The 18,180-nt window shown below is 69.2% G+C and carries 16 protein-coding genes; 4 read left to right on the forward strand and 12 right to left on the reverse strand.

Annotated features, from left to right (window positions below; genetic code table 11):
* The first annotated feature begins 67 nt into the window (after window positions 1–67).
* On the forward strand, window positions 68–1,501 hold the full coding sequence (gene purB, locus AAHA49_RS08605) for an adenylosuccinate lyase (protein WP_342037956.1): 1,434 nt from the start codon (window positions 68–70) through the stop codon (window positions 1,499–1,501).
* 138 nt (window positions 1,502–1,639) lie between these two features.
* Here purB and AAHA49_RS08610 read toward each other — a convergent pair whose 3' ends face one another.
* Genes AAHA49_RS08610 through AAHA49_RS08620 form a run of 3 tightly spaced genes read right to left on the reverse strand, consistent with a single transcriptional unit; the run spans window position 1,640 to window position 4,381 of the window.
* Window positions 1,640–2,440, reverse strand: a complete 801-nt coding sequence (locus AAHA49_RS08610) for a maleylpyruvate isomerase family mycothiol-dependent enzyme (protein ID WP_339391376.1) — start codon at window positions 2,438–2,440, stop codon at window positions 1,640–1,642.
* 4 nt (window positions 2,441–2,444) lie between these two features.
* Window positions 2,445–3,281 carry a fumarylacetoacetate hydrolase family protein gene (locus AAHA49_RS08615; protein ID WP_339391377.1) on the reverse strand — a complete coding sequence of 279 codons (837 nt, stop codon included), beginning with the start codon at window positions 3,279–3,281 and terminating at the stop codon, window positions 2,445–2,447.
* Window positions 3,278–4,381 (reverse strand): cupin domain-containing protein, encoded by a 1,104-nt coding sequence (locus AAHA49_RS08620; protein ID WP_342037957.1) that lies wholly within the window; start codon window positions 4,379–4,381, stop codon window positions 3,278–3,280. Before AAHA49_RS08620 ends, AAHA49_RS08615 begins: the two co-directional genes overlap by 4 nt.
* A gap of 284 nt (window positions 4,382–4,665) precedes the next feature.
* On the opposite strand from AAHA49_RS08620, the gene AAHA49_RS08625 reads away from it, so the two are divergent.
* Window positions 4,666–4,905: a hypothetical protein gene (locus AAHA49_RS08625; protein WP_342037958.1), complete on the forward strand. Its 240-nt coding sequence runs from the start codon at window positions 4,666–4,668 to the stop codon at window positions 4,903–4,905.
* A 32-nt stretch (window positions 4,906–4,937) separates the two neighbouring features.
* Here the strand turns inward: AAHA49_RS08625 and AAHA49_RS08630 are convergent, their stop codons facing one another.
* Complete coding sequence (locus AAHA49_RS08630) at window positions 4,938–5,765, reverse strand: IclR family transcriptional regulator (protein ID WP_342037959.1); 828 nt, start codon at window positions 5,763–5,765, stop codon at window positions 4,938–4,940.
* A 115-nt stretch (window positions 5,766–5,880) separates the two neighbouring features.
* Between AAHA49_RS08630 and AAHA49_RS08635 the strand changes: the two genes are divergently transcribed.
* Window positions 5,881–7,128, forward strand: coding sequence for an MFS transporter (locus AAHA49_RS08635; protein ID WP_339391380.1), 1,248 nt, complete (start codon window positions 5,881–5,883; stop codon window positions 7,126–7,128).
* A 25-nt stretch (window positions 7,129–7,153) separates the two neighbouring features.
* Here the strand turns inward: AAHA49_RS08635 and AAHA49_RS08640 are convergent, their stop codons facing one another.
* The 3 genes from AAHA49_RS08640 to AAHA49_RS08650 all read right to left on the reverse strand — a co-directional run bounded on the left by AAHA49_RS08640 (window position 7,154) and on the right by AAHA49_RS08650 (window position 11,355).
* Entirely contained in the window at window positions 7,154–8,521 is a 1,368-nt protein-coding gene (locus tag AAHA49_RS08640; protein ID WP_339391381.1) for an MFS transporter, read from the reverse strand.
* Window positions 8,522–8,725: 204 nt separating this feature from the next.
* Window positions 8,726–10,159, reverse strand: a complete 1,434-nt coding sequence (locus AAHA49_RS08645; protein WP_339391382.1) for a D-arabinono-1,4-lactone oxidase — start codon at window positions 10,157–10,159, stop codon at window positions 8,726–8,728.
* A complete protein-coding gene (locus AAHA49_RS08650) occupies window positions 10,147–11,355 on the reverse strand; it encodes an amino acid deaminase/aldolase (RefSeq protein WP_342037960.1) in 1,209 nt (402 codons plus the stop codon). The genes AAHA49_RS08645 and AAHA49_RS08650 overlap by 13 nt, the downstream gene beginning before the upstream one ends.
* A 52-nt stretch (window positions 11,356–11,407) precedes the next feature.
* Here AAHA49_RS08650 and AAHA49_RS08655 point away from each other — a divergent pair, with 52 nt between their 5' ends.
* On the forward strand, window positions 11,408–13,087 hold the full coding sequence (locus AAHA49_RS08655) for a succinic semialdehyde dehydrogenase (RefSeq protein ID WP_342037961.1): 1,680 nt from the start codon (window positions 11,408–11,410) through the stop codon (window positions 13,085–13,087).
* Between the two features lie 51 nt (window positions 13,088–13,138).
* Here AAHA49_RS08655 and AAHA49_RS08660 read toward each other — a convergent pair whose 3' ends face one another.
* From AAHA49_RS08660 to AAHA49_RS08680, 5 genes are all read right to left on the reverse strand, one after another.
* Window positions 13,139–13,384 carry a hypothetical protein gene (locus AAHA49_RS08660; protein WP_339391385.1) on the reverse strand — a complete coding sequence of 82 codons (246 nt, stop codon included), beginning with the start codon at window positions 13,382–13,384 and terminating at the stop codon, window positions 13,139–13,141.
* A gap of 63 nt (window positions 13,385–13,447) precedes the next feature.
* Window positions 13,448–13,786 carry a hypothetical protein gene (locus tag AAHA49_RS08665; RefSeq protein ID WP_339391386.1) on the reverse strand — a complete coding sequence of 113 codons (339 nt, stop codon included), beginning with the start codon at window positions 13,784–13,786 and terminating at the stop codon, window positions 13,448–13,450.
* Entirely contained in the window at window positions 13,787–14,833 is a 1,047-nt protein-coding gene (locus AAHA49_RS08670) for a penicillin-binding transpeptidase domain-containing protein (protein WP_342037962.1), read from the reverse strand.
* On the reverse strand, window positions 14,830–16,239 hold the full coding sequence (locus AAHA49_RS08675) for a transglycosylase domain-containing protein (RefSeq protein WP_342037963.1): 1,410 nt from the start codon (window positions 16,237–16,239) through the stop codon (window positions 14,830–14,832). Before AAHA49_RS08675 ends, AAHA49_RS08670 begins: the two co-directional genes overlap by 4 nt.
* Window positions 16,236–18,149 (reverse strand): penicillin-binding transpeptidase domain-containing protein, encoded by a 1,914-nt coding sequence (locus AAHA49_RS08680; protein WP_339391388.1) that lies wholly within the window; start codon window positions 18,147–18,149, stop codon window positions 16,236–16,238. Before AAHA49_RS08680 ends, AAHA49_RS08675 begins: the two co-directional genes overlap by 4 nt.
* Window positions 18,150–18,180 lie beyond the last annotated feature (31 nt).

The raw sequence follows: 18,180 nt of genomic DNA on the forward strand, positions 1-18,180 counted from the left end.
AGGAAGGCGACCCCGAGTTCGGCTCACCCGTGCGCCGGTGGGTGCGGGCTCGTGAGAAAATGAGGGCATGCCGACCGTTTCGCTTGCTGAAGTCTCGCCCGCCATCGCTCTCGGACCGCTCGACGGTCGTTACCGCAAGGACACCGCTGACCTCGTCGATCACCTCTCCGAGGCAGCGCTCAACCGCAACCGCATCCGCGTCGAGGTCGAGTGGTTCATCCACCTCGCGCAGAACTCGGTCATCCCGGGCGTGCGCCGCCTCACCGACGACGAGGTGACGGGCCTGCGCGCATTCGCCGAAGGCTTCGATGCGGAGACGATCGCGACCCTGGCCGCGCACGAAGCGGTCACGGTCCACGATGTCAAGGCCGTCGAATACACAATCAAGGACGCACTAGTGGAGATCGGTGCGGACGATCTCTCCGAGCTCGTCCACTTCTGCTGCACCTCCGAGGACATCAACAACCTCTCGTGGGCCCTCGGCATCCAGGGCGCCACCGAGGCGGTGTGGCTGCCGCGCGCGAAGGCCCTCATCGACACGCTCGCCGAGACCGCCGAGGCCCTGGCCGAGGTCCCCATGCTCGCCCACACGCATGGTCAGCCGGCGACGCCGACGACGATGGGCAAGGAGCTCGCGGTCTTCGTCCACCGGCTGCGCCGTCAGTACGAGCGGATCGCCCGGACCGACTTCCTCGGCAAGATCAACGGCGCCACCGGCACGTATTCCGCGCACCTGGCCGCGGTGCCCGGGGCGGACTGGCCGCAGATCGCCCGCACCTTCGTCGAGGGCAGCCTTGGACTGACCTTCAACCCGCTGACCACGCAGATCGAGTCGCACGACTGGGACGCCGAGCTCTTCGCCGACATCTCCCGGTTCAACCGGATCGCGCACAACCTCGCGACCGACATGTGGACCTACATCTCGATGAACTACTTCAAGCAGATCCCCGTCGCCGGTGCCACCGGGTCCTCGACGATGCCGCACAAGGTCAACCCGATCCGCTTCGAGAACGCCGAGGCGAACCTCGAGCTCTCCTCCGCGCTCCTCGATTCGCTCGCCGCGACCCTGGTGACCTCGCGCATGCAGCGCGACCTCACGGACTCGACCTCGCAGCGCAACATCGGCGTCGCCTATGGTCATTCGGTGCTCGCCCTGAACAACCTCGTCAAGGGGCTCGGTCAGCTCGCGATCAACGAGGATGCCCTCGCCCACGACCTCGACACGAACTGGGAGGTCCTCGGCGAGGCGATCCAGTCGGTCATGCGCGCCGCCGGCCTCCAGGGGGTGCCGGGGATGGAGAACCCGTACGAGAAGCTCAAGGAGCTCACCCGCGGCAAGCGCATCCACCAGGCGGATCTGCAGGAGTTCGTCGCAGGCCTCGGGCTGCCCGAGGACGAGACGCAGCGCCTCACCGCGCTCACCCCGGCAGGCTACGTCGGTCTCGCCGCGCAGCTCGCCCGCGACGAGGTCGCCGCATGGCGGGAGACCTCGGAGAGCTGAGGGCTCTCCGGCCGGTCTGAGGCCGTAGCGGGCCGAGTCGGTGCTCGCACCGGATCAGGGCGGAACATCACGAGGGGCTCACCTGCGGTGCACATCACCGCTGGTGAGCCCCTCGCCGTTAACAGTTGCGGGATCTGCTCACAACCACCTCGGTGCGGGGACGGCAGCACCCGTCGATGTCCGCACCCCGGCATCACCGCGTCCCGAGGCCCAGCGCACGAGCTCGGGCAGGGTGCCGCTGACGACGGTCACAGCATCACCGTCGGTGGCGCCGCCGAGGGAGTCGCCGACGAAAGTGCTTCCGAACGAGACGCCGCCGGCAGAGTCGTCGCCGACCGCGGAGTCGCCGGCGCCGTCGACCGTGACGAGGATGCCCGCATCGGTCCCCCGAGTCCGCCACGTTCCGGTGATGTCGGCGAGCAGCCGTTCCAGCACCGGTTCGGGGACGTCGCCGAAGCCCGCCCCGTTGTCCAGATCGATCGCGTGGAGCCACACCTCGCGGGTGCGCATCCACACGGTCTCCCTGGCCGGCACCTCACGGCCCTGCGCGGTGCGCACCACGGCCTCCCACGCGTCATCGGGGCTGTCGCGCCATTCGACGTCGAGGCTGATCGCGGCGTGCTCGATGAGGTGGCGCAGGGCACGGGCCGGCAGGGTCGCGCCGAAGTCGATCTCGGCATCGCGGGCCTCCGGCGAGTCGTACATCGGGGTCTCGACGCCGGTGTTCGCCCACTGGACGAGGCGGGTGAGCGCACGGGCGTTGTACCCGACGTGGGCGATGAGGTGCCGCCTCGACCACCCGGGCAGGAGGCTCGGCTCGTCGAGCTCTGTGTCGGAGAGCTCGCCGAGCTTGCGGGCGAAGAACGCCGTGCCTCGGCGAACGGTGAGCAGTTCGGCTCGCAGCCGGGGATCAGTGGTGAGATCGTGCCTGGCGACCATCGGCTCAGCCTGCGTCGACGATGCGGTTGGAGATCTGCCCGATGCCGTCGATCGACACGCTCACCTCGTCGCCGACCTTGAGGTAGACCTGCGGGTCACGGGCGCGACCGACGCCTCCCGGAGTACCGGTGAGGATGATGTCGCCGGGCTCGAGCGTGATCATCGTCGAGATGTAGGAGACGAGGTGGGCCGGGGAGAACACGAGGTCGGCGATCGCATGCTGCTGCATGACCTCGCCGTTGACGGAGGTCGTGAGCACCGCCTCGGCGGGGTCGAAGTCATCCCCGGTGGCGAGCACGGGACCCAGCGGAGTCGAGTCCTCCCACATCTTGCCCTGCAGCCATTCCTTCGTCCGGAACTGCCAGCCGCGCATCGAGATGTCGTCGGCGATCGTGTACCCGGCGATCGCCTCGGCGGCCTCAGCCTCGTCCGCCCGGCGGATGCGGCTGCCGATGACGACGACGAGTTCGCCCTCCCAGTCGAGCTCGGGATCCTCCGGGGCGAAGGGCACATCGGCGAACGGGCCGGTCAGGGTTTCGGCGAACTTCGCGAACAGGGTCGGGTAGGCGGGGAGGTCACGGCCCATCTCGAGGATGTGGCTGCGGTAGTTGAGCCCGACGCACACGATCTTGCCGGGACGGGTGATGAGCTGGAGCTCCTCGGCGTCGGCGACGGGCACGGTCGTTCTCGCGGCGGCGAGCGCCTCGGCGGCGGTGCGGGTCCAGTACTCGTCGGTGAGCAGCGCTCCGACGTCGGCGAAGTCCTCGACGATGACGTAGTCGTCGCCGTTCTGGACGGCGGCGCGGGATCCGGACGGGGTGGCGATGGTGGCGAGTCTCAACGGAGTTCTCCTTCGACGTGGGTGCGGGCGAAATTCAGGGTTTCGATGATCGGGCGGTCGTTGAAGGCGAAGAGGTCGAGCTGCGTGTCGGCCTCGATGCTCACCGCCGACCATGAGGGCATGACGACGAGGTCGCCCTTGACGACGTCGAAGACGCGGTCGTCGACGAGGATGCGGCCGGCGCCTTCGAAGACCTGGACGACCTCGGAGCCGACGCTCCTGGTCACCGGAGTCTTCGTGCCGGGACGGAGCCGGTGGAACTCGGCGCGGATGGTGGGCATGACGTCGCCGCCGGTCGTCGGATTGACGTAGCGGATCGCGGCGTGGCCCTGACCGACGGTGGCCGGGAAGCCTTCGTCCTCGAGGCGCAGCTGTTCGGTCAGCGCGCGATCCGTGTGCTCCCACCGGTAGGCGCCGATCGGTGAGCTCACGGTGTTCGTCAGGCCCGAGAGCGGCCGCAGTCCCGGGTGGCCCCACAGCCGTTCCGAACGTGAGATGTCGGGTGTGGATTCGTCGGTGACCCGGTCGATGCCGAACTCGAAGAACGAGGTGTCGGCGTAGTGGACGAAGGGGATGTCGAGGCCGTCGATCCACGCCATCGGCTGGTCGGTCTCGTTGTGGTGGCCGTGGAAGTTCCAGCCCGGGGTGAGCAGGAAGTCCCCACGCGACATGCGCACCGGGTCGCCGTTGACGACCGTCCACACGCCCTCGCCCTCGACGACGAAGCGGAACGCGTTCTGCGAGTGGCGGTGTTCGGGGGCGACCTCATGCCCGCCGAGGTATTGGATCGCCGCCCACAGCGTCGGGGTGGCGAAGGGGGCCCCGCCGAGGCCGGGGTTGGCCAGGGCGATCGCCCGTCGTTCTCCCCCACGGCCGACGGGCACGAGGTCGCCGGCGCGCTGGGCCAGGGGCAGCAGGGTCGACCACTGCCAGCGGTGGGCCACGGCCGCCGAGGCGGGAACCTGCGGCATGAGCTCGTCGAGCTGCGTCCACAGCGGGATCATGTTCTCCCCCGCCATGGTCTGATACATCGACTCGAGCTCCGCGGCCTCCTCGGGCGTCGGGTCGGGGTTGATCATCGTCGGTGTCGGGTGCGTCATCGGACCTCCTCGGCCGGTGTGTCGAATCTGCGCCGAGGCTATCGACGGACACGGGCTCGTGGAGAGCACATTCCGCACAGCAGAATCTGAGGTGCGGTGAGTGCGAGCGATGGGTGCACGCGGAGGGAGCGGGGGAGACGGTCGCGCGCAAGAGCCGGCGAACACAAATCCGCTGCGCGACGGGTGCCGATATCCTCCCAGCGGTGGATGCGCACGCTGCGAACTCGCCCCTAGGCTCGAAGTCACAGCATCCACAGCGCAGCGGCGCAGCAGGAGAGATGACGATGAGCGCGAAGGAACGAGACACGACGGCCTCGGCTTCGATCTGGTACTTCCTGGGAGCGGTCTTCGTCTTCGTGCTCCCGAATCAGCTGTTCGCAGACCTCGACTGGTGGGTGCGCATGCTCTTCATCGCCGTCGGGGTCGCAATGATCGTGGCGGGCTTCGTGCAGTTGCGGCGCGAGATGCTCAGGCCTCGAGCGTCCGCCTCGAGCGAGGCCGACGGAGATCCTCCGACCGCCTAGACACGCTGTTCTCCGAGGCGCCCTGACATCGTCTATCGTTCAGCAGCGCCCGGCACGTCCGTCTTCGCCGGTCGATCCTCGCCGTCGGCGGCGATCCGTGCGAGTTCAGCGCAGGCGCGGCGCAGATGGTCGATCGAGTCCTCCGAGGTCAACTGCCTGGTGCGCACCGCGGGAGAGCTGAGCGCGACCGCGTCCTGCGGCGGCAGTCCTCCGGCCCGAGGCACGGCAGCGCCGATCGCGCTGATGTCGACCTCAGTCTGCCGGAGGTTGAGTGCGTATCCGACCCGGCGGACCTCGGCCATCTCCGTGAGCAGGCGCATCAGGTCCGGGGTGCCCAGGCGCTCGGCCGGGGTGCGACCGCCGGCGTAGAGCGATCGGATCGAGGCGTCGTCGAGGGCCGCGAGCAGGGCCTTCCCGCCCGAGGTCAGCCGTGCCGGCAGCACCGTGCCCGTGCGCTCGCCGACGCGCAGCCGCTGCCGGGATTCGACGGTCGTGAGGAACTCGACGCTCACACCTCGGCGCCGGACCAGGGACACCGTCTCCCCGGTCTCGGCACTCAGGGCCGCGAGGACCTCGAGTACGAGACCGGGCACCGATTGGGTGCCCGAGGTCTCAGCCACCCCGAGGGCCGGACCCGGCCGGTACTGACGGGCGGGTCCGCGGGTGACGAATCCGCGGTAGAGCAGGGTCGAGAGCAGGCGGTGCGCGCTCGAGGGAGCGACGCCGAGGTAGGCGGCGACATCGGCCACGCGCACCCCGTCCTGTGGGTGGCGGCGCAGGAGGTCGATGAGCAGCAGGGCGTTGTCGACGGATTCGATCGCGTGGTCGGGTCGCTTGACGATGCTGAAGTGCTGCGGCATGCCCTTACGGTAGCCGACCCCCGCTCTGCCTCTCAGGTTCTCATGGTGCCCGCACAGATTCCGTAGAGCAGAATTATCTCGTGATCGGATTCACATCGTCCTTACGGTTTCCCCCATGACCGAGACCCTCTCCACTCAGGCCCCGGTGCGCAGCGAAGCGCGCCGCTGGGCAGCTGTCGTCATCTGCTGGCTGCTGATCGTCATGGACGGCTACGACCTCATCGTCTACGGCGCCGTGCAGAACTCACTCATCGAAGGCACCGATTGGGGGCTGACACCGTCGTCGGCAGGCACCCTCGGATCCCTCGCGTTCCTTGGGATGATGATCGGCGCCGTCGTCGCCGGGCGCCTCTCCGACTCCCTCGGCAGGCGACGGACGATCCTCGCCTGCGCGATCGTCTTCGCGATCGCCACCGTCGCCTGCGCTCTGGCCCCCAATCCTGCGACCTTCGGGGCGCTGCGCCTCATCGCCGGGCTCGGGCTCGGCGGCCTCGTGCCCTCGGCGAATGCGCTCACCGCTGAACTCATCCCGCCGAGGTGGCGCGGGTCGATGGCGACCCTGATGATGTCGGGTGTGCCCCTGGGCGGGACGATCGCCGCGCTCACCGGCATCTGGCTCATCCCGGCCCTCGGCTGGCGCTCGATGTTCTGGGTGACGGCGATCTCCTTCGTCGTCATCGTCATCGCCTTCAAGGTCCTCCCGGAGACCTCGACGACCCGCGACTCGACAATGCCTTCGCAGGAGAAGGCGGGCTTCCGCACGATCCTCGGGGTGCCGTGGCTGAGCTTCTCGATCCTCTTCGCCCTGACCACGCTCTTCACTCTCTTCGCGTGGTACGGCCTGGGCACGCAGCTGCCGAAGATCATGCGCGACTCCGGCGCCGACCTCGGACCGGCACTCGCCTTCACCCTGGCCCTCAACCTCGGCGCGGTCGTCGGATCCGTGCTCACCGCGTGGGCCGGGGACCGGTTCGGGATCCTGCCGACCGCGACCGTCTCTGCGGCCGTGGCGGGCATCGGACTCGTCTCGCTCATGGGTGGCACGACCGCCACCGTGGCCATCTATGTCGCGCTCGTCCTCGCCGGCATCGGCACGCACGGCACACAGTCGCTCATCATCGGGGCGATCGCCTCGCACTATCCCGAGCATCTGCGGGGCACGGCGCTCGGATGGGCGCTCGGCGTGGGCCGGATCGGCGCGGTCCTCGCCCCGCAGGTCTCGGGCATCCTGCTCGGACTCAACGGTGTGCCGCCGGCGATGAACTTCCTCCTCTTCGGCGGGGCAGCCCTGCTCTCGGCGCTCGTGCTCGGCACGCTCACCGTGCTCACCCGCAAGCGCAGAACCCAGTTCGCCGAGGTGTGAGGACCAGGCCGTCTCCTCGCCGCCCCTACGCGGGCACGAGGTGGCGGTCCTCGTCGATCTCGGCGAGGGTCTTCCGGCCCATGCTGCGGGCGAGGAAGAGGACAGGGACGCCGGCGACGATGACGATGACGGTCGCATAGATCGCCGGGGCCAGGGTCAGCCCGGTCGAACTCATAAGCCATGTGGCCACGAGCGGTGAGAGTCCGCCGAAGAGGACGGTGGCGACGTTGTAGCCGATCGCCATGCCCGAGAAGCGGCTCGTGCCGGTGAACTGCTCAGGGATCATCGCCGCTGCCACCGCGCTCCACCCGGCGGCGGGGATCGCGAGGAACGCCGCGCCGCCGATCGCGATCGCCGCCGAGTCGTTGCTCAGCAGCACGTAGGCGGGGATCGTCGTGAAGATGAAGACGACCATGAGACCGGCCAGGGACACCTTCCGGCCGAACCGGTCGGAGGCGACGCCGAAGAACGGGGTGACGACGATCGCGACGACGGCGGCGACCGTGCCGAGGGCCAAGGAGCCCGAGTTCGGCACCTTCGCGACCTCTTCGATGTACGTGGGCACGTACGTGATGTTGAGGAAGTAGCTGACCGATCCGATCGAAGAGATGAGGAAGGCGACGATGATCGCCCGGGGCTGTTCGAGGATCGCGGTGATGAGCGGCGACCGCTGCAGTGCGACGTCGGTCTTCTCGGCGTTCTGGAGTCGCTTGAATGTGTCGGTCTCGACCATCATCCGGCGCAGCGGCACCATGAGCGCTGCGAGCAGGGCGCCGAGGATGAAGAGGATCCGCCAGCCCCACGACTCCATCGCCTCGGTTGAGAGCGTGTTGGCCAGCAGCGCCCCGGACCCGACGGCGAGCAGCGCGCCGACCTCGCTGTTCGCCGCCGCCCAGCTCGCGGCGACTCCCCGCTTGCCCGGCTTCGCCGATTCCATGAGGAAGACCATGATGCCCGTGTACTCGGCGCCGACGGAGAATCCGGACAGGCAGCGGAAGAAGACGAGGCCGACGCCGGCCCAGATGCCGATCGTGTTGTAGTCGGGCATGACGGCGATGCCGAGCATCGAGACGGCCATGAGGACCGCGGAGACGACGAGGGCATGTTTGCGTCCGACCCGGTCGCCGAGGTGGCCGAAGACCATGGCGCCCAGCGGCCGGAAGAGGAATCCGGCCGCGCCGACGCCGAGGGTGAGCAGCAGGGAGTCCGCCTGCCCGCCGAAGAACTCCTTCGTCAGCGTCGTCGCGACGTAGAAGAAGATGGAGAAGTCGTACCATTCGACGACGGTGCCGAAGGCGGCGACGAGCATCGAGCGGCGGCGTCCGCGCTCCTTCTCAGGGCTGCCGGCCCCGGGGTCGGCACTCGGACGTGATGCTGATTCGAACTCGGACATCGGCGGTTCCGTTCGCTCGCAGGGAAGGTGCATGGGCACCTCACTGGTGATCCGCGCCCGACACTATCAGCTGGCCCGGACACAGAGTAGGCTTTCGTCGAATCTCGCCGCGTCCTTCCTGGTCACAGCAGTGCCCCGAGGACGCGGACAGCCCCGTCGCCGCGCGAGTTCGATCAGGCTCCCCTGCTCACATCTCCCACTTGCTCACCCCCGCACCCCGAAGAGCGCATCGGTGAACCGGTTGCCGAACACCGCATCGGGGTCGAGGCGGGCGCGCAGGGCGCAGAAGTCGTCGAAGCGGGGATAGGCTGCACGCAGCTCCTCGGCGCCGAGGCTGTGGATCTTCCCCCAGTGCGGCCTGCCTCCATGGGCGCGGCAGATGAGTTCGACCACCCGGAAGTACTCCTCGCAGTCCTCCTTGTGGAACCGGTGGACGGCGATGTACATGGTCTCCCGGCCGGTCGCCGTCGACAGGGCCACATCATCGGCGGCCGCTGCCCTCACCTCGAGCGGGAAGGAGATCCTCCACCCGCGCGATTCGATGGCCTGCTGGATCTCGCGGATCGCCGTGACCCCGGCATCGAGCGGGAGCGCGTACTCCATCTCGTTGAACCGCACCCGCCGCGGGGTGACGAAGACGTCGTGGCCCGGTGCGCGGTACGTCCGGTCGGAGACCGCGGCCTGGGCGATCCGGTTGATCTTCGGGATGAGGCCGGGCACCCGCGCGCCGAGTTCGACGGCTGCCAGCAACGCCCCGTTCTCGACGATCTCCTTGTCGAGGACGGTGAGCAGCCGATTGCGCACTCCCGCCTCGGCGAGGCGGCCGGGACCGGCCTGACCTGCAGGAACACGCGTGTTCGTCTTCGTCAGGGCCGAATCCGTGTGCGGGAACCAGTAGAACTCGAAGTGGTCGGCGTTCCGCATCCGGGGGACGAGTCCGTCGAGCAGGTCGTCGAGATCGGTCACGACCTCCTCGGCGATGAGATCGAAGGCGGGCACGCATCGGATCTCGATCTCGGTGAGGATACCGAGCACGCCGAGGCTGACCCGCGCGAGGTCGAAGGTCTCGGCGTCCTCATCGGCCGACAGCTCCTGGACCGTTCCGTCCGGACTCATGAGGCTGAGTCCGGTGACGGTGCCCGCGAACCCCGTGAACCCGAGGCCGGTGCCGTGGGTGCTCGTCGAGATCGCCCCCGCCAGCGACTGCGGGTTGACGTCGCCCTGGTTCTCGAGCGCGAGCCCGTAGGGGGCGAGGAGGGCGGGGATGTCGCGCAGCCGTGTCCCGGCGCGGAAGCGGACGCGACCGCTGGCCTCGTCGACGGCGACGATCCCGGTGAGCGCGTCGAGGTTGATCATGACGTCGTCACCGGCGGCGACGGGGGTGAAGGAGTGCCCGGCGCCGACGGCCCGGATGCGGTGGCCCGCCCCGGCCGCCGCCGTCACGACAGCCTCCAGCTCCCTCGCCGAGGTGGGGCGTGCGAACGTGTGCGGGTGCGCGTGGACGTGCCCGGACCAGTTCCGGAACCGGGTCCGCCGCGCCCGTCCTCGGTCCTCGCCCGGTCGTGTGCGACCGGTCGCGCGCGATTCCCGATCGTCCGATTCCGTGCTCCCGGTGTCGTCTGCTCTCACAGCACCCATCCCTCTCCTCTGTACGTGGTCCACGAGTCGGTGACCTCGCCGCCTGCGACGACGAGGAAGCGGGCGAAGTGCTCGGCGAGCTCCCCTGCCTTCGCGTGGCGGAACCAGACGAGGTCGCCGAGGCGCAGCAGCTCGGTGCCCGGTCCGTGAAGCGGCGTCTGCACCTCCCCGGCGGCTTCGAGCGGCGAATAGTCGAGGCCTGCGGGCCACGCGATCGTCGGCAGGCGGTCGGGACCGGGCACGCCCGAGGCGATGAAGCCGCCCTTGGACACGGTGACCCAGCCGGGGCCGGGCCGGCGGACGACGGGCGTGACGAAGTAGGCGGCCGGGTCGTGACGGAAGTGCGTGTACCCGTCGAAGAGGCCCGGGGAGAAGAGCCCCGAACCGCAGGCGACCTCGGTCAGCGTGCCCTCCGCGGTGCTCGTCTCCAGAGAGCCGGTGCCGCCGCCGTTGACGAACTCGAGGTCGGTGAGCGCTCCGACCGCAGTGACGATGCGGTGCCGGCGCGCGGCGAGTTCGGCGGCCGACCGTGCCTGCATCGCCCGGACCACCATCTGCGACAGGGTGCGGCCCGCATCCGCGGTGCCAGCGATCTGCCCTTCGTAGGCCATGAGCCCGACGAGGCGGAGGCCCGGGCGGGCACGAATCTGCTCGGTCAGGTCGACGACGTCTGCGACCTCCCGCAGCGGCGAACGCCTCGCCCCGATGTGGAAGCGGTCGCCGAACCGTCCCTCGCCGAGGCGGTACGAGGCGTCGATGTCGATGCACACGCGCAGCGGCGGCGCGGTCGTGTCAGGACCGTTCGGTAGCGTCGCGGCCACCTCGGTGAGGAGATGGAGGTGATCGGTGGAATCGACCATGAGGGTGATCGAGGCCCGGGCAGCGGGATCGGAGAGGAGGCGGCGCAGACTGGTGCGGTCGACGCTCGGATAGCCGACGACGATGTCGGTGATGCCTCGATCGTGAAGAGTGAGTGCTTCGAGAAGGGAGAACGCGAGTACACCGGAGTAGGCAGGATGGGCCAGGGCACGCTCGATCGCCGGCAGGGTGCGCAGTGACTTCGTGGCGACACGGATCGACAGTCCGTGCGCGCGGTCAGCGAGGGCGTCGAGGTTGGCGTCGAAGGCGTCCCGGTCGATGACGGCGGTGGGAACATCGATCTCACGCAGAGCGTGGCGCAGTTCACCAGAGACCATGGCAGGTAGTCTAACTGCAGGCCAGCCCGCCGATCGATGACTTCGAGGGACGATGAGACCAGAACCGGCCACCAGCATCAAGCGACCTGACCAGACGCAGGGTCCCGACCAGACGCGGCTTCCCGGCGGCAGAACGTCGCGAGACGGCACGCAGCCGACCGAGCGCCGCGGGCGGTTTCCCGAGCGTGGGCCGCTTCCCGAGCGCCTCGCCGACTTCCTCGCGAGCGAGCCCTACCGGGATGCTTCGGGAAGCGGCGGAATCGTCCGCGGCCCCGACCCGCTCACGGGTGAGTTCCGCGATCGGTTCGCGGCGAACACGGCCGCCGACGTCGAGCGCGCGTACGAGAGCGCTCGGATCGCGGCGCGCACGTGGGCGGCCCGGCCGGTCGAGCACCGCGCCCGCGTTCTCCTGCGCCTCCATTCCGCTCTGCGCCGACATGAGGACCTCCTCCTCGACATCATCCAGTTCGAGACGGGCAAGGCGCGCATCCACGCCTACGACGAGGTGCTCGACACGTACAACGTCTGCCGCCACTACGGGGTCACCGCCCCGCGTCGCCTGCGGCCGGAACGGCGCCGCGGCGCGGTGCCCGGACTCACCCGCACCGAGGTCACCCGCACCCCGGTCGGTGTCGTCGGGTTCATCACGCCGTGGAACTACCCGCTCACGCTCGGCGCGACCGATCTCTTCGCAGCCCTCGTCGCCGGCAACGCCGTCGTCCACAAACCCGATTCGCAGACGGCGCTCACCGCCGTGATCATGCGTCGGCTCGCGATCGCCGTCGGCCTGCCCGCCGAGGTGTGGCAGCTCGTCCCCGGCGAGAACGACGAGGTGGGACCGGCGCTCATCGCCGGTGCCGACGGTCTCGCGTTCACCGGGTCGACGGCGACCGGGCGGACGATCGCCGCCGAGGCGGGATCGCGGCTCGTGCCTGCCGCGCTCGAACTCGGCGGCAAGAATCCCATGCTCGTCCTCGCCGACGCCGACCTCGAGGCCGCCGTGGCCGGTGCGGTGAGAGGATGTTTCGCCTCGGCGGGGCAGCTGTGTCTGTCGATCGAGCGGATCTACGTCCACGCCGATCTCTATGCGGAGTTCTGCGCCCACTTCGCCGAGGCGACCAGGAAGCTGCGTCTGGGCGCTGAGCTCGCGTACGGTCCGGAGATGGGGTCGCTGGCCGGACCGAAGCAGTTCGACAGGGTGAGCGCCCACGTCGATCAGGCGAGGGCAACCGGTGCGCACGTCATCGCTGGCGGCCACCCCGTTCCCGAGCTCGGACCATTCTTCTACGCACCCACCGTGCTCACCGACGTGCCGGAGGCCGCCGATCTCCGCACAGAGGAGACCTTCGGGCCCGTCGTCGCGGTCTACCCCGTCGCCTCCGATGCCGAGGCGATCGCACGGGCCAACGACTCCGCGTACGGCCTCAACGCGAGCGTGTGGTCGCGGCGCAACGGCATGGCCGCAGCCCGGCAGCTCGCATCGGGAATGGTCAACGTCAACGAGTCCTATATCGCCGCGTGGGGGTCGATCGACGCGCCGGCCGGCGGCGTCAAGGCGTCCGGTCTCGGTCACCGGCACGGCGTCGAAGGGCTCCTCCAGTTCACGGATGCGCACACGATCGCCGAGCAGCGCCTCGTCCCCATCGCTCCCGGCGGACTGCTCGATCAGCCGCGTTTCGCGCGCACGCTCACTTCGGTCTTCGGCGCCATGCGGGCTCTGCGGATGAAGTGAGTGCTCAGCCGATAAGCGTCCGAACGACTTCACCGGATTCGAGGTCGTCAGTCACGGTGCGCGTTCGCCCAGATCAGCGTCCTCGGCGGCCTCCCACTCGCGTGATTCCGCATGGTGGGATCGTCTGTCCGCCAGTGACGTCGAAGCAATCGCCGTGCCCAATGAAGCCAGTCGGCGGCGACGATCTTCGGCATCGGCGAGCCGTTCCAGGTGAGCACCTAAGGTCAGGCCGTCCCTGGCGGCCTGCTTCTTGAGCCTGTTGCGGAGCGCTTCGCTCACCTTGACCGTCGCAGCCATATTCTCAGTATGCCCTTCCTCAGCCGGTCGGACGGGGAGCTCGATCTCGGTCGGAGGTCACCGTCAGAAGGCACCGCCGATCATTCCCGCAGCGACGACGACGCCGGTGACGATGACCGGGACTGCGGCGATGATGAGCGGAATCGGACGAGTCAGTCGGTAGCCCGCCCATGCCCACAGGCCGATGTCGATGACGAGGAGCCCCACGATGCCGAGATAGGACATGGTGGTCACCCAGTCGGTCTGTGCGTCCGCCTCGCAGTGGATCATGCAGCCCGAATAGGCGATGAGCCCGAGGAAGGAGAACATCGCGATGGGGAAGGCGAAGACCACCAAGGCGGCGGCCCCGAACCCGAAGGCGCCTCCGATCGAGGCGGGCCGGCCCTGCGCATCGACACGCATTCAGTTCCCTCCCAGTCCTGCTTCGCTCTCATCACCAGCGCCCCGACCGGTGTCGGCAGCGTCCCCGCCCGAGCCGGCCGCGTCTGTGCCCGAGCCGGCGTCGCTGCCTCGCCGTGAGGTGTCTCCCGAGTCGGCGGCACCCGAGTCACCGGAGCTGCCGGATCGATCGCCGCCAGAACCGCCTCCGCCGGATCGTTCACCGCCAGAGCTACTGCCGCCAGAGCCACCGGTGCCGCCTGAACCACTGCCGCCAGTATCTCCACGCGAGCCACCGCTGTCACTCCCGCTTCCGGAGCCGCCGGCTCCGGCCGGTCGCGGGAAGCTGCCGGTCTTCGCACGCGGTGCCGCATAGTCCATGAACTCCCGCCACGTCGGTCCCGACACTGTCTCACCATAGACGATGCGCGGCATCGATCCCCGCGAGTTCGTCCGCCAGTCGCGCGTGCCTTCGGGGTCCCCGGTCCACACCGCCGTCGACAGACCCTTGGTGAACCCGACGAGCCAGCTCGCGCCCACCTCGAAGTTCGTCGTCCCCGTCTTCGCCGCCGCCGGTTCTCCGATGCGCAGTCGCGTCGTCGTCCCGCCTTCGAAGGTCTGACTGAGCGCGTACGCGACGGTGTCGGCGATCGTCGGATCGATCACCTCGGCGCAGCCCTTCCCCTCCGACGACCCGGCGGATGATCCGCCGGACGCCCCGCCAGACGCCCCGCCCGTACGCGACGCCCCACCGGACCTCGTGATCTCCTTCCCGTCGGCCCCGGTCACGGTGACGATCGCCTCGGGGGCGCACCTCCGACCGCTGTTCGCGAACGCTGTGTACGCCGAGGCCATCGTCAGCGGCGAGACCGAGACCGTGCCGAGGATCGACGACGGGTAGAGGACCTGCTCGGTGCCGTCGGCGAGTGTCGCCGTCGACAGCTTCTTCCCGGTGCCCAGATGCACCCCGAGGTTCGTCGCCGTGTCGCGGATGTCGCACATGTTCAGCTGCGAGGCCATGTCCGCGTACGCCTTGTTCACCGACCGCTTCGTCGCCTCGAGCACGGTCATCCCGCCGTTGGCCCCATCGGAGTCACCGGCATTGCGCGGGTTGTACCCGCCTGCCGCATAGTTCCGCCCGTCGCCCCCGAGGTCGAGAATCCCGTGTAACCGCTCCCCGAACCGTTGACCGTATCCCCGAGGCTGCGACCGTCCTCGAGCCACGCGGCGAGGACGAACGGCTTCCACGTCGACCCCGGCTGGAACCCCGTGCCCCCGCCTGCGGGAGCATCGACGGAGTAGTTGACCGAGGTCTTCCCCCGCTGCTTCTCCTCGCCGAGGCTGTACTTCGTGTTCTGCGTCATCGCCCGGATCTCCCCGGTGGCGACATCGACGCTGACCAGCGCCTGCGCGGCCCCCGACCGATCACCGACGGGCAGCTGCCTGCGCACGGTCTCGACGGCCTTCTTCTGCAGCTTCGAGTCGATCGAGGTGCGGATCCGCAGACCGCCTCGGCGCAGGGTCTCCTCCCTCTCCTCCGGGGTGGCGCCGAAGCGCTCGTCGCTGAGCACCGCACTCTCGACGTACGTGCAGAAGTACGCGAGGTCCCCAGCGGCCGAACAGCCCCTCGGGGTGACGTTCTCCTTGAGGTCGAGCCCCTCGTCCTTCGCCTTCGCCAGCTCCGCGGAGGTGATGAAGCCGTATTCGGCCATCTTCTCCAGCACGAGGTTGCGGCGTTCGATGACGGCGTCGGGGTTCCTCTGCGGGTTGTACCGTGCCGGGTTGCGCACGATCCCGGCCAGGGTCGCCGCCTGCGCGATCGAGAGGTCTGCGGCGTCGATGTCCCAGTACTGGCGGGCCGCTGCCTGGACCCCGTAGACGTTCGGGGACCCCGAGTAGCTGTTGATGTTGAGGTAGCGGGAGAGGATCTCATCCTTCGAATACGTCTGCTCCACGGTGATCGCCAGCCGCATCTCCCGCAGCTTGCGCGCCATTCCGCTCGCGCCCGTACGATCCCGCGCCCGGTCGATGCCTGCCGTATCGCCTTCGGCCTGACTGGAGTTGATGAGGGCGTTCTTCACGTACTGCTGGGTCAGCGTCGACCCGCCGTGGAGCGAACCGGTGAGCAGGTTCTTCGCCACCGCCCGGGCGACGCCTTCGACGTCGACGGGCCCGTGCTCGTAGAACCGTCGATCCTCGATCGCCAGCGTCGCATCCTGCATAGCCTGCGAGACCTGGTCGAGGTCCACCTCGTCGCGGTTCTGCCACGAGAAGGTCGCGAACTCCTTGCCGTCCTTCGTCAGCAGCGTCGACGGCTGCGCGAGCGGCCGGTCGTCGAACTCGGCGGGCATGGCGTCGAAGAGGCTCATCCCCTCCCCGAGTGCCGCCGCCGTCGTCCCGGCGACCGGGATCGCCAGACCCGCGGCGACGATGCCCGCACACATGGACACGGCCAGGAACCTCAGCAGGTGCCTCACGAGTTCATCTCCGTGAAGAAGCGGTCGGCGACCGGCACGGCCGCCTCGGCGCCGAACCCGCCGTCCTCGACGAGCACGGCCACGGCGAGGTCGCCCTGGAACCCGGCGAACCACGAATGGGTGCGCGGGGGCACATCGGTGCCGTACTCCGCAGTCCCCGTCTTCCCGTACACGGGGTCGCCGGGGATGTCGTCGAGCGCCGAGGCGGTGCCTGAGGTCACGGTCCGCCGCATCATCGCCTTGACCTCGGTCAGCGCCTTCTTGTCCGGGGCTGCGACCTCGCCCGAGCGATCACGGGCGTCGGGGAGGACGAGCAGGGGTTTGACGGTCGTGCCCTTGGCCACGGTCGCCGTCATCGTCGCGACCGCGAGCGGAGTGGCGAGCACCTTGCCCTGGCCGATCATCGCCGCCGCGTGCTCGACCGGGTCGTCGACCTCGGGCACGGAGGCCATGTAGGCGTCCGTGCCGATGTCGATCTGCCCCATGCCCATGCTCATCGCCGTCTCGCTCAGCGTCTTCGCCGTGACCTTCTCCGCCGAGTTGACGAAGGCGGTGTTGCACGACTGGGCGAAGCTCTCGGCGAAGTCGACGGTGCCGAGCACGTGGTCCTCGGCGTTCTTGAAGCGCTTGCCGTTGACCCGTGTCGTCTTCGGGCAGTCGAGGGAGGTCGTCGGGGCGATGCCCGATTCGACCATCGCCGCACCCGAGACGACCTTGAACACCGACCCCGGCGGGTACTGACCCGTCAGCGCCCGGTCCCAGGCCGCGCCCTTCGGGTCGGCATTGGCCACGGCGAGCACATTGCCGTCGCTCGGTCGGATCGCGACGATCGCGGTCGGCTTCTTCGCCGTCTTCGCCGCCTCCTCGGCAGCCGTCTGCACGGCGACGTCGATCGTCGTCGACACGTCCTTGCCGGGCCGACCGTCGACGGTGTGCAACGCAGTCGGGGCACCACCCGAACCGGAGCCACCCGAACCGGAGTCGCCGGAGCCGTCGCCGGTCTCAGCGCTCACGGCGAGGATCCGCAGTCCGGGGGCGGGCCGAAGGGTGCCGTCGTAGAGCATCTGGATCCCGCTGCGCCCGACGTACGAGGCAGGGGTGAGGCTCGCGGGTTCGGCGACGACCTCGTCGGGTTCGGCCCGTCCCGCACTGCCGAGGGTGGCCTGGGCGAAGCCCTTCGTCCGCGACAGCGGCTGGGTCCGGGAGCGGAAGACGGTGCCGGGCAGCTTGTAGATCGAGCCTTTGACGAGGTCGTAGTCGTCCTTGCGCAGCGTGATCACGGGGACGAACGCCTCCAGATCGGCCTGGTCCACCTTCGTCGCGAGCTCGCCGGCGTCGACGTCGAGGGACTTCTCGAGCTGGGCCAAGGTCGCCTTCTCGTCGGTGAGTCTGCTCGGCTGGAGCCCGACGTCGATGACCTCCCCCTCGGAGAGGAGGACGGCGTCGTTCGCGCCGAGGATGCGCCCGCGCGTGCCCGGGGTGCGCTCGGCGGTGAGCACGCGATCGGTGCGGAGATCGGGATGGACGAGGCGGGGATCGAACTCGGCCGTCCACATCGCACCGGACCGGCGCAGGGGAACCTCGACGGTGTAGGTCCACGGCTGGTCCGCCGAGGCGAACTCCCACGTCCAGTTCAGCGTCGCCGTCGCGGTGTCTCCGGCCGAATCGACCGAGTCGACGGTGACGGTGCGCGAGGCCTCGCCGAGGTCGGCGACGATCCGGGCGAGTTCGTCGCCGGCGTCCGGATTCTCCCAGGCCTGTGAGTTGAGCTCACCGGCGGTCAGGTCGACCGCGATCTGCGACGCGGCGATCGAGGGGAGGACGGGCAGGGTGCGCAGAGCGAGGACGCCGACTCCGATGAGCACGAGCACGGCGGCTGCACCGATGATCCTACGTGTCAGGGGCTTCATGGTGCTATCGTTGGCACCCAGCCTGAGCATG

Origin of the sequence: Brevibacterium ammoniilyticum, assembly GCF_038429965.1 — a bacterium.
Taxonomy (GTDB): Bacteria; Actinomycetota; Actinomycetes; order Actinomycetales; family Brevibacteriaceae; genus Brevibacterium; species Brevibacterium ammoniilyticum.

What these genes read in the sequence shown, in the direction of transcription:
- purB (WP_342037956.1), top strand. Translation starts at nt 68, where the DNA reads ATGCCGACCGTTTCGCTTGCTGAAGTCTCGCCCGCCATCGCTCTCGGA.
- AAHA49_RS08610 (WP_339391376.1), bottom strand. Translation starts at nt 2,440, where the DNA reads ATGGTCGCCAGGCACGATCTCACCACTGATCCCCGGCTGCGAGCCGAA.
- AAHA49_RS08620 (WP_342037957.1), bottom strand. Translation starts at nt 4,381, where the DNA reads ATGACGCACCCGACACCGACGATGATCAACCCCGACCCGACGCCCGAG.
- AAHA49_RS08625 (WP_342037958.1), top strand. Translation starts at nt 4,666, where the DNA reads ATGAGCGCGAAGGAACGAGACACGACGGCCTCGGCTTCGATCTGGTAC.
- AAHA49_RS08630 (WP_342037959.1), bottom strand. Translation starts at nt 5,765, where the DNA reads ATGCCGCAGCACTTCAGCATCGTCAAGCGACCCGACCACGCGATCGAA.
- AAHA49_RS08635 (WP_339391380.1), top strand. Translation starts at nt 5,881, where the DNA reads ATGACCGAGACCCTCTCCACTCAGGCCCCGGTGCGCAGCGAAGCGCGC.
- AAHA49_RS08640 (WP_339391381.1), bottom strand. Translation starts at nt 8,521, where the DNA reads ATGTCCGAGTTCGAATCAGCATCACGTCCGAGTGCCGACCCCGGGGCC.
- AAHA49_RS08645 (WP_339391382.1), bottom strand. Translation starts at nt 10,159, where the DNA reads ATGGGTGCTGTGAGAGCAGACGACACCGGGAGCACGGAATCGGACGAT.
- AAHA49_RS08650 (WP_342037960.1), bottom strand. Translation starts at nt 11,355, where the DNA reads ATGGTCTCTGGTGAACTGCGCCACGCTCTGCGTGAGATCGATGTTCCC.
- AAHA49_RS08655 (WP_342037961.1), top strand. Translation starts at nt 11,408, where the DNA reads ATGAGACCAGAACCGGCCACCAGCATCAAGCGACCTGACCAGACGCAG.
- AAHA49_RS08660 (WP_339391385.1), bottom strand. Translation starts at nt 13,384, where the DNA reads ATGGCTGCGACGGTCAAGGTGAGCGAAGCGCTCCGCAACAGGCTCAAG.
- AAHA49_RS08665 (WP_339391386.1), bottom strand. Translation starts at nt 13,786, where the DNA reads ATGCGTGTCGATGCGCAGGGCCGGCCCGCCTCGATCGGAGGCGCCTTC.
- AAHA49_RS08670 (WP_342037962.1), bottom strand. Translation starts at nt 14,833, where the DNA reads ATGACCGTGCTCGAGGCGACGAAGCGGTCGGTGAACAAGGCGTACGCG.
- AAHA49_RS08680 (WP_339391388.1), bottom strand. Translation starts at nt 18,149, where the DNA reads ATGAAGCCCCTGACACGTAGGATCATCGGTGCAGCCGCCGTGCTCGTG.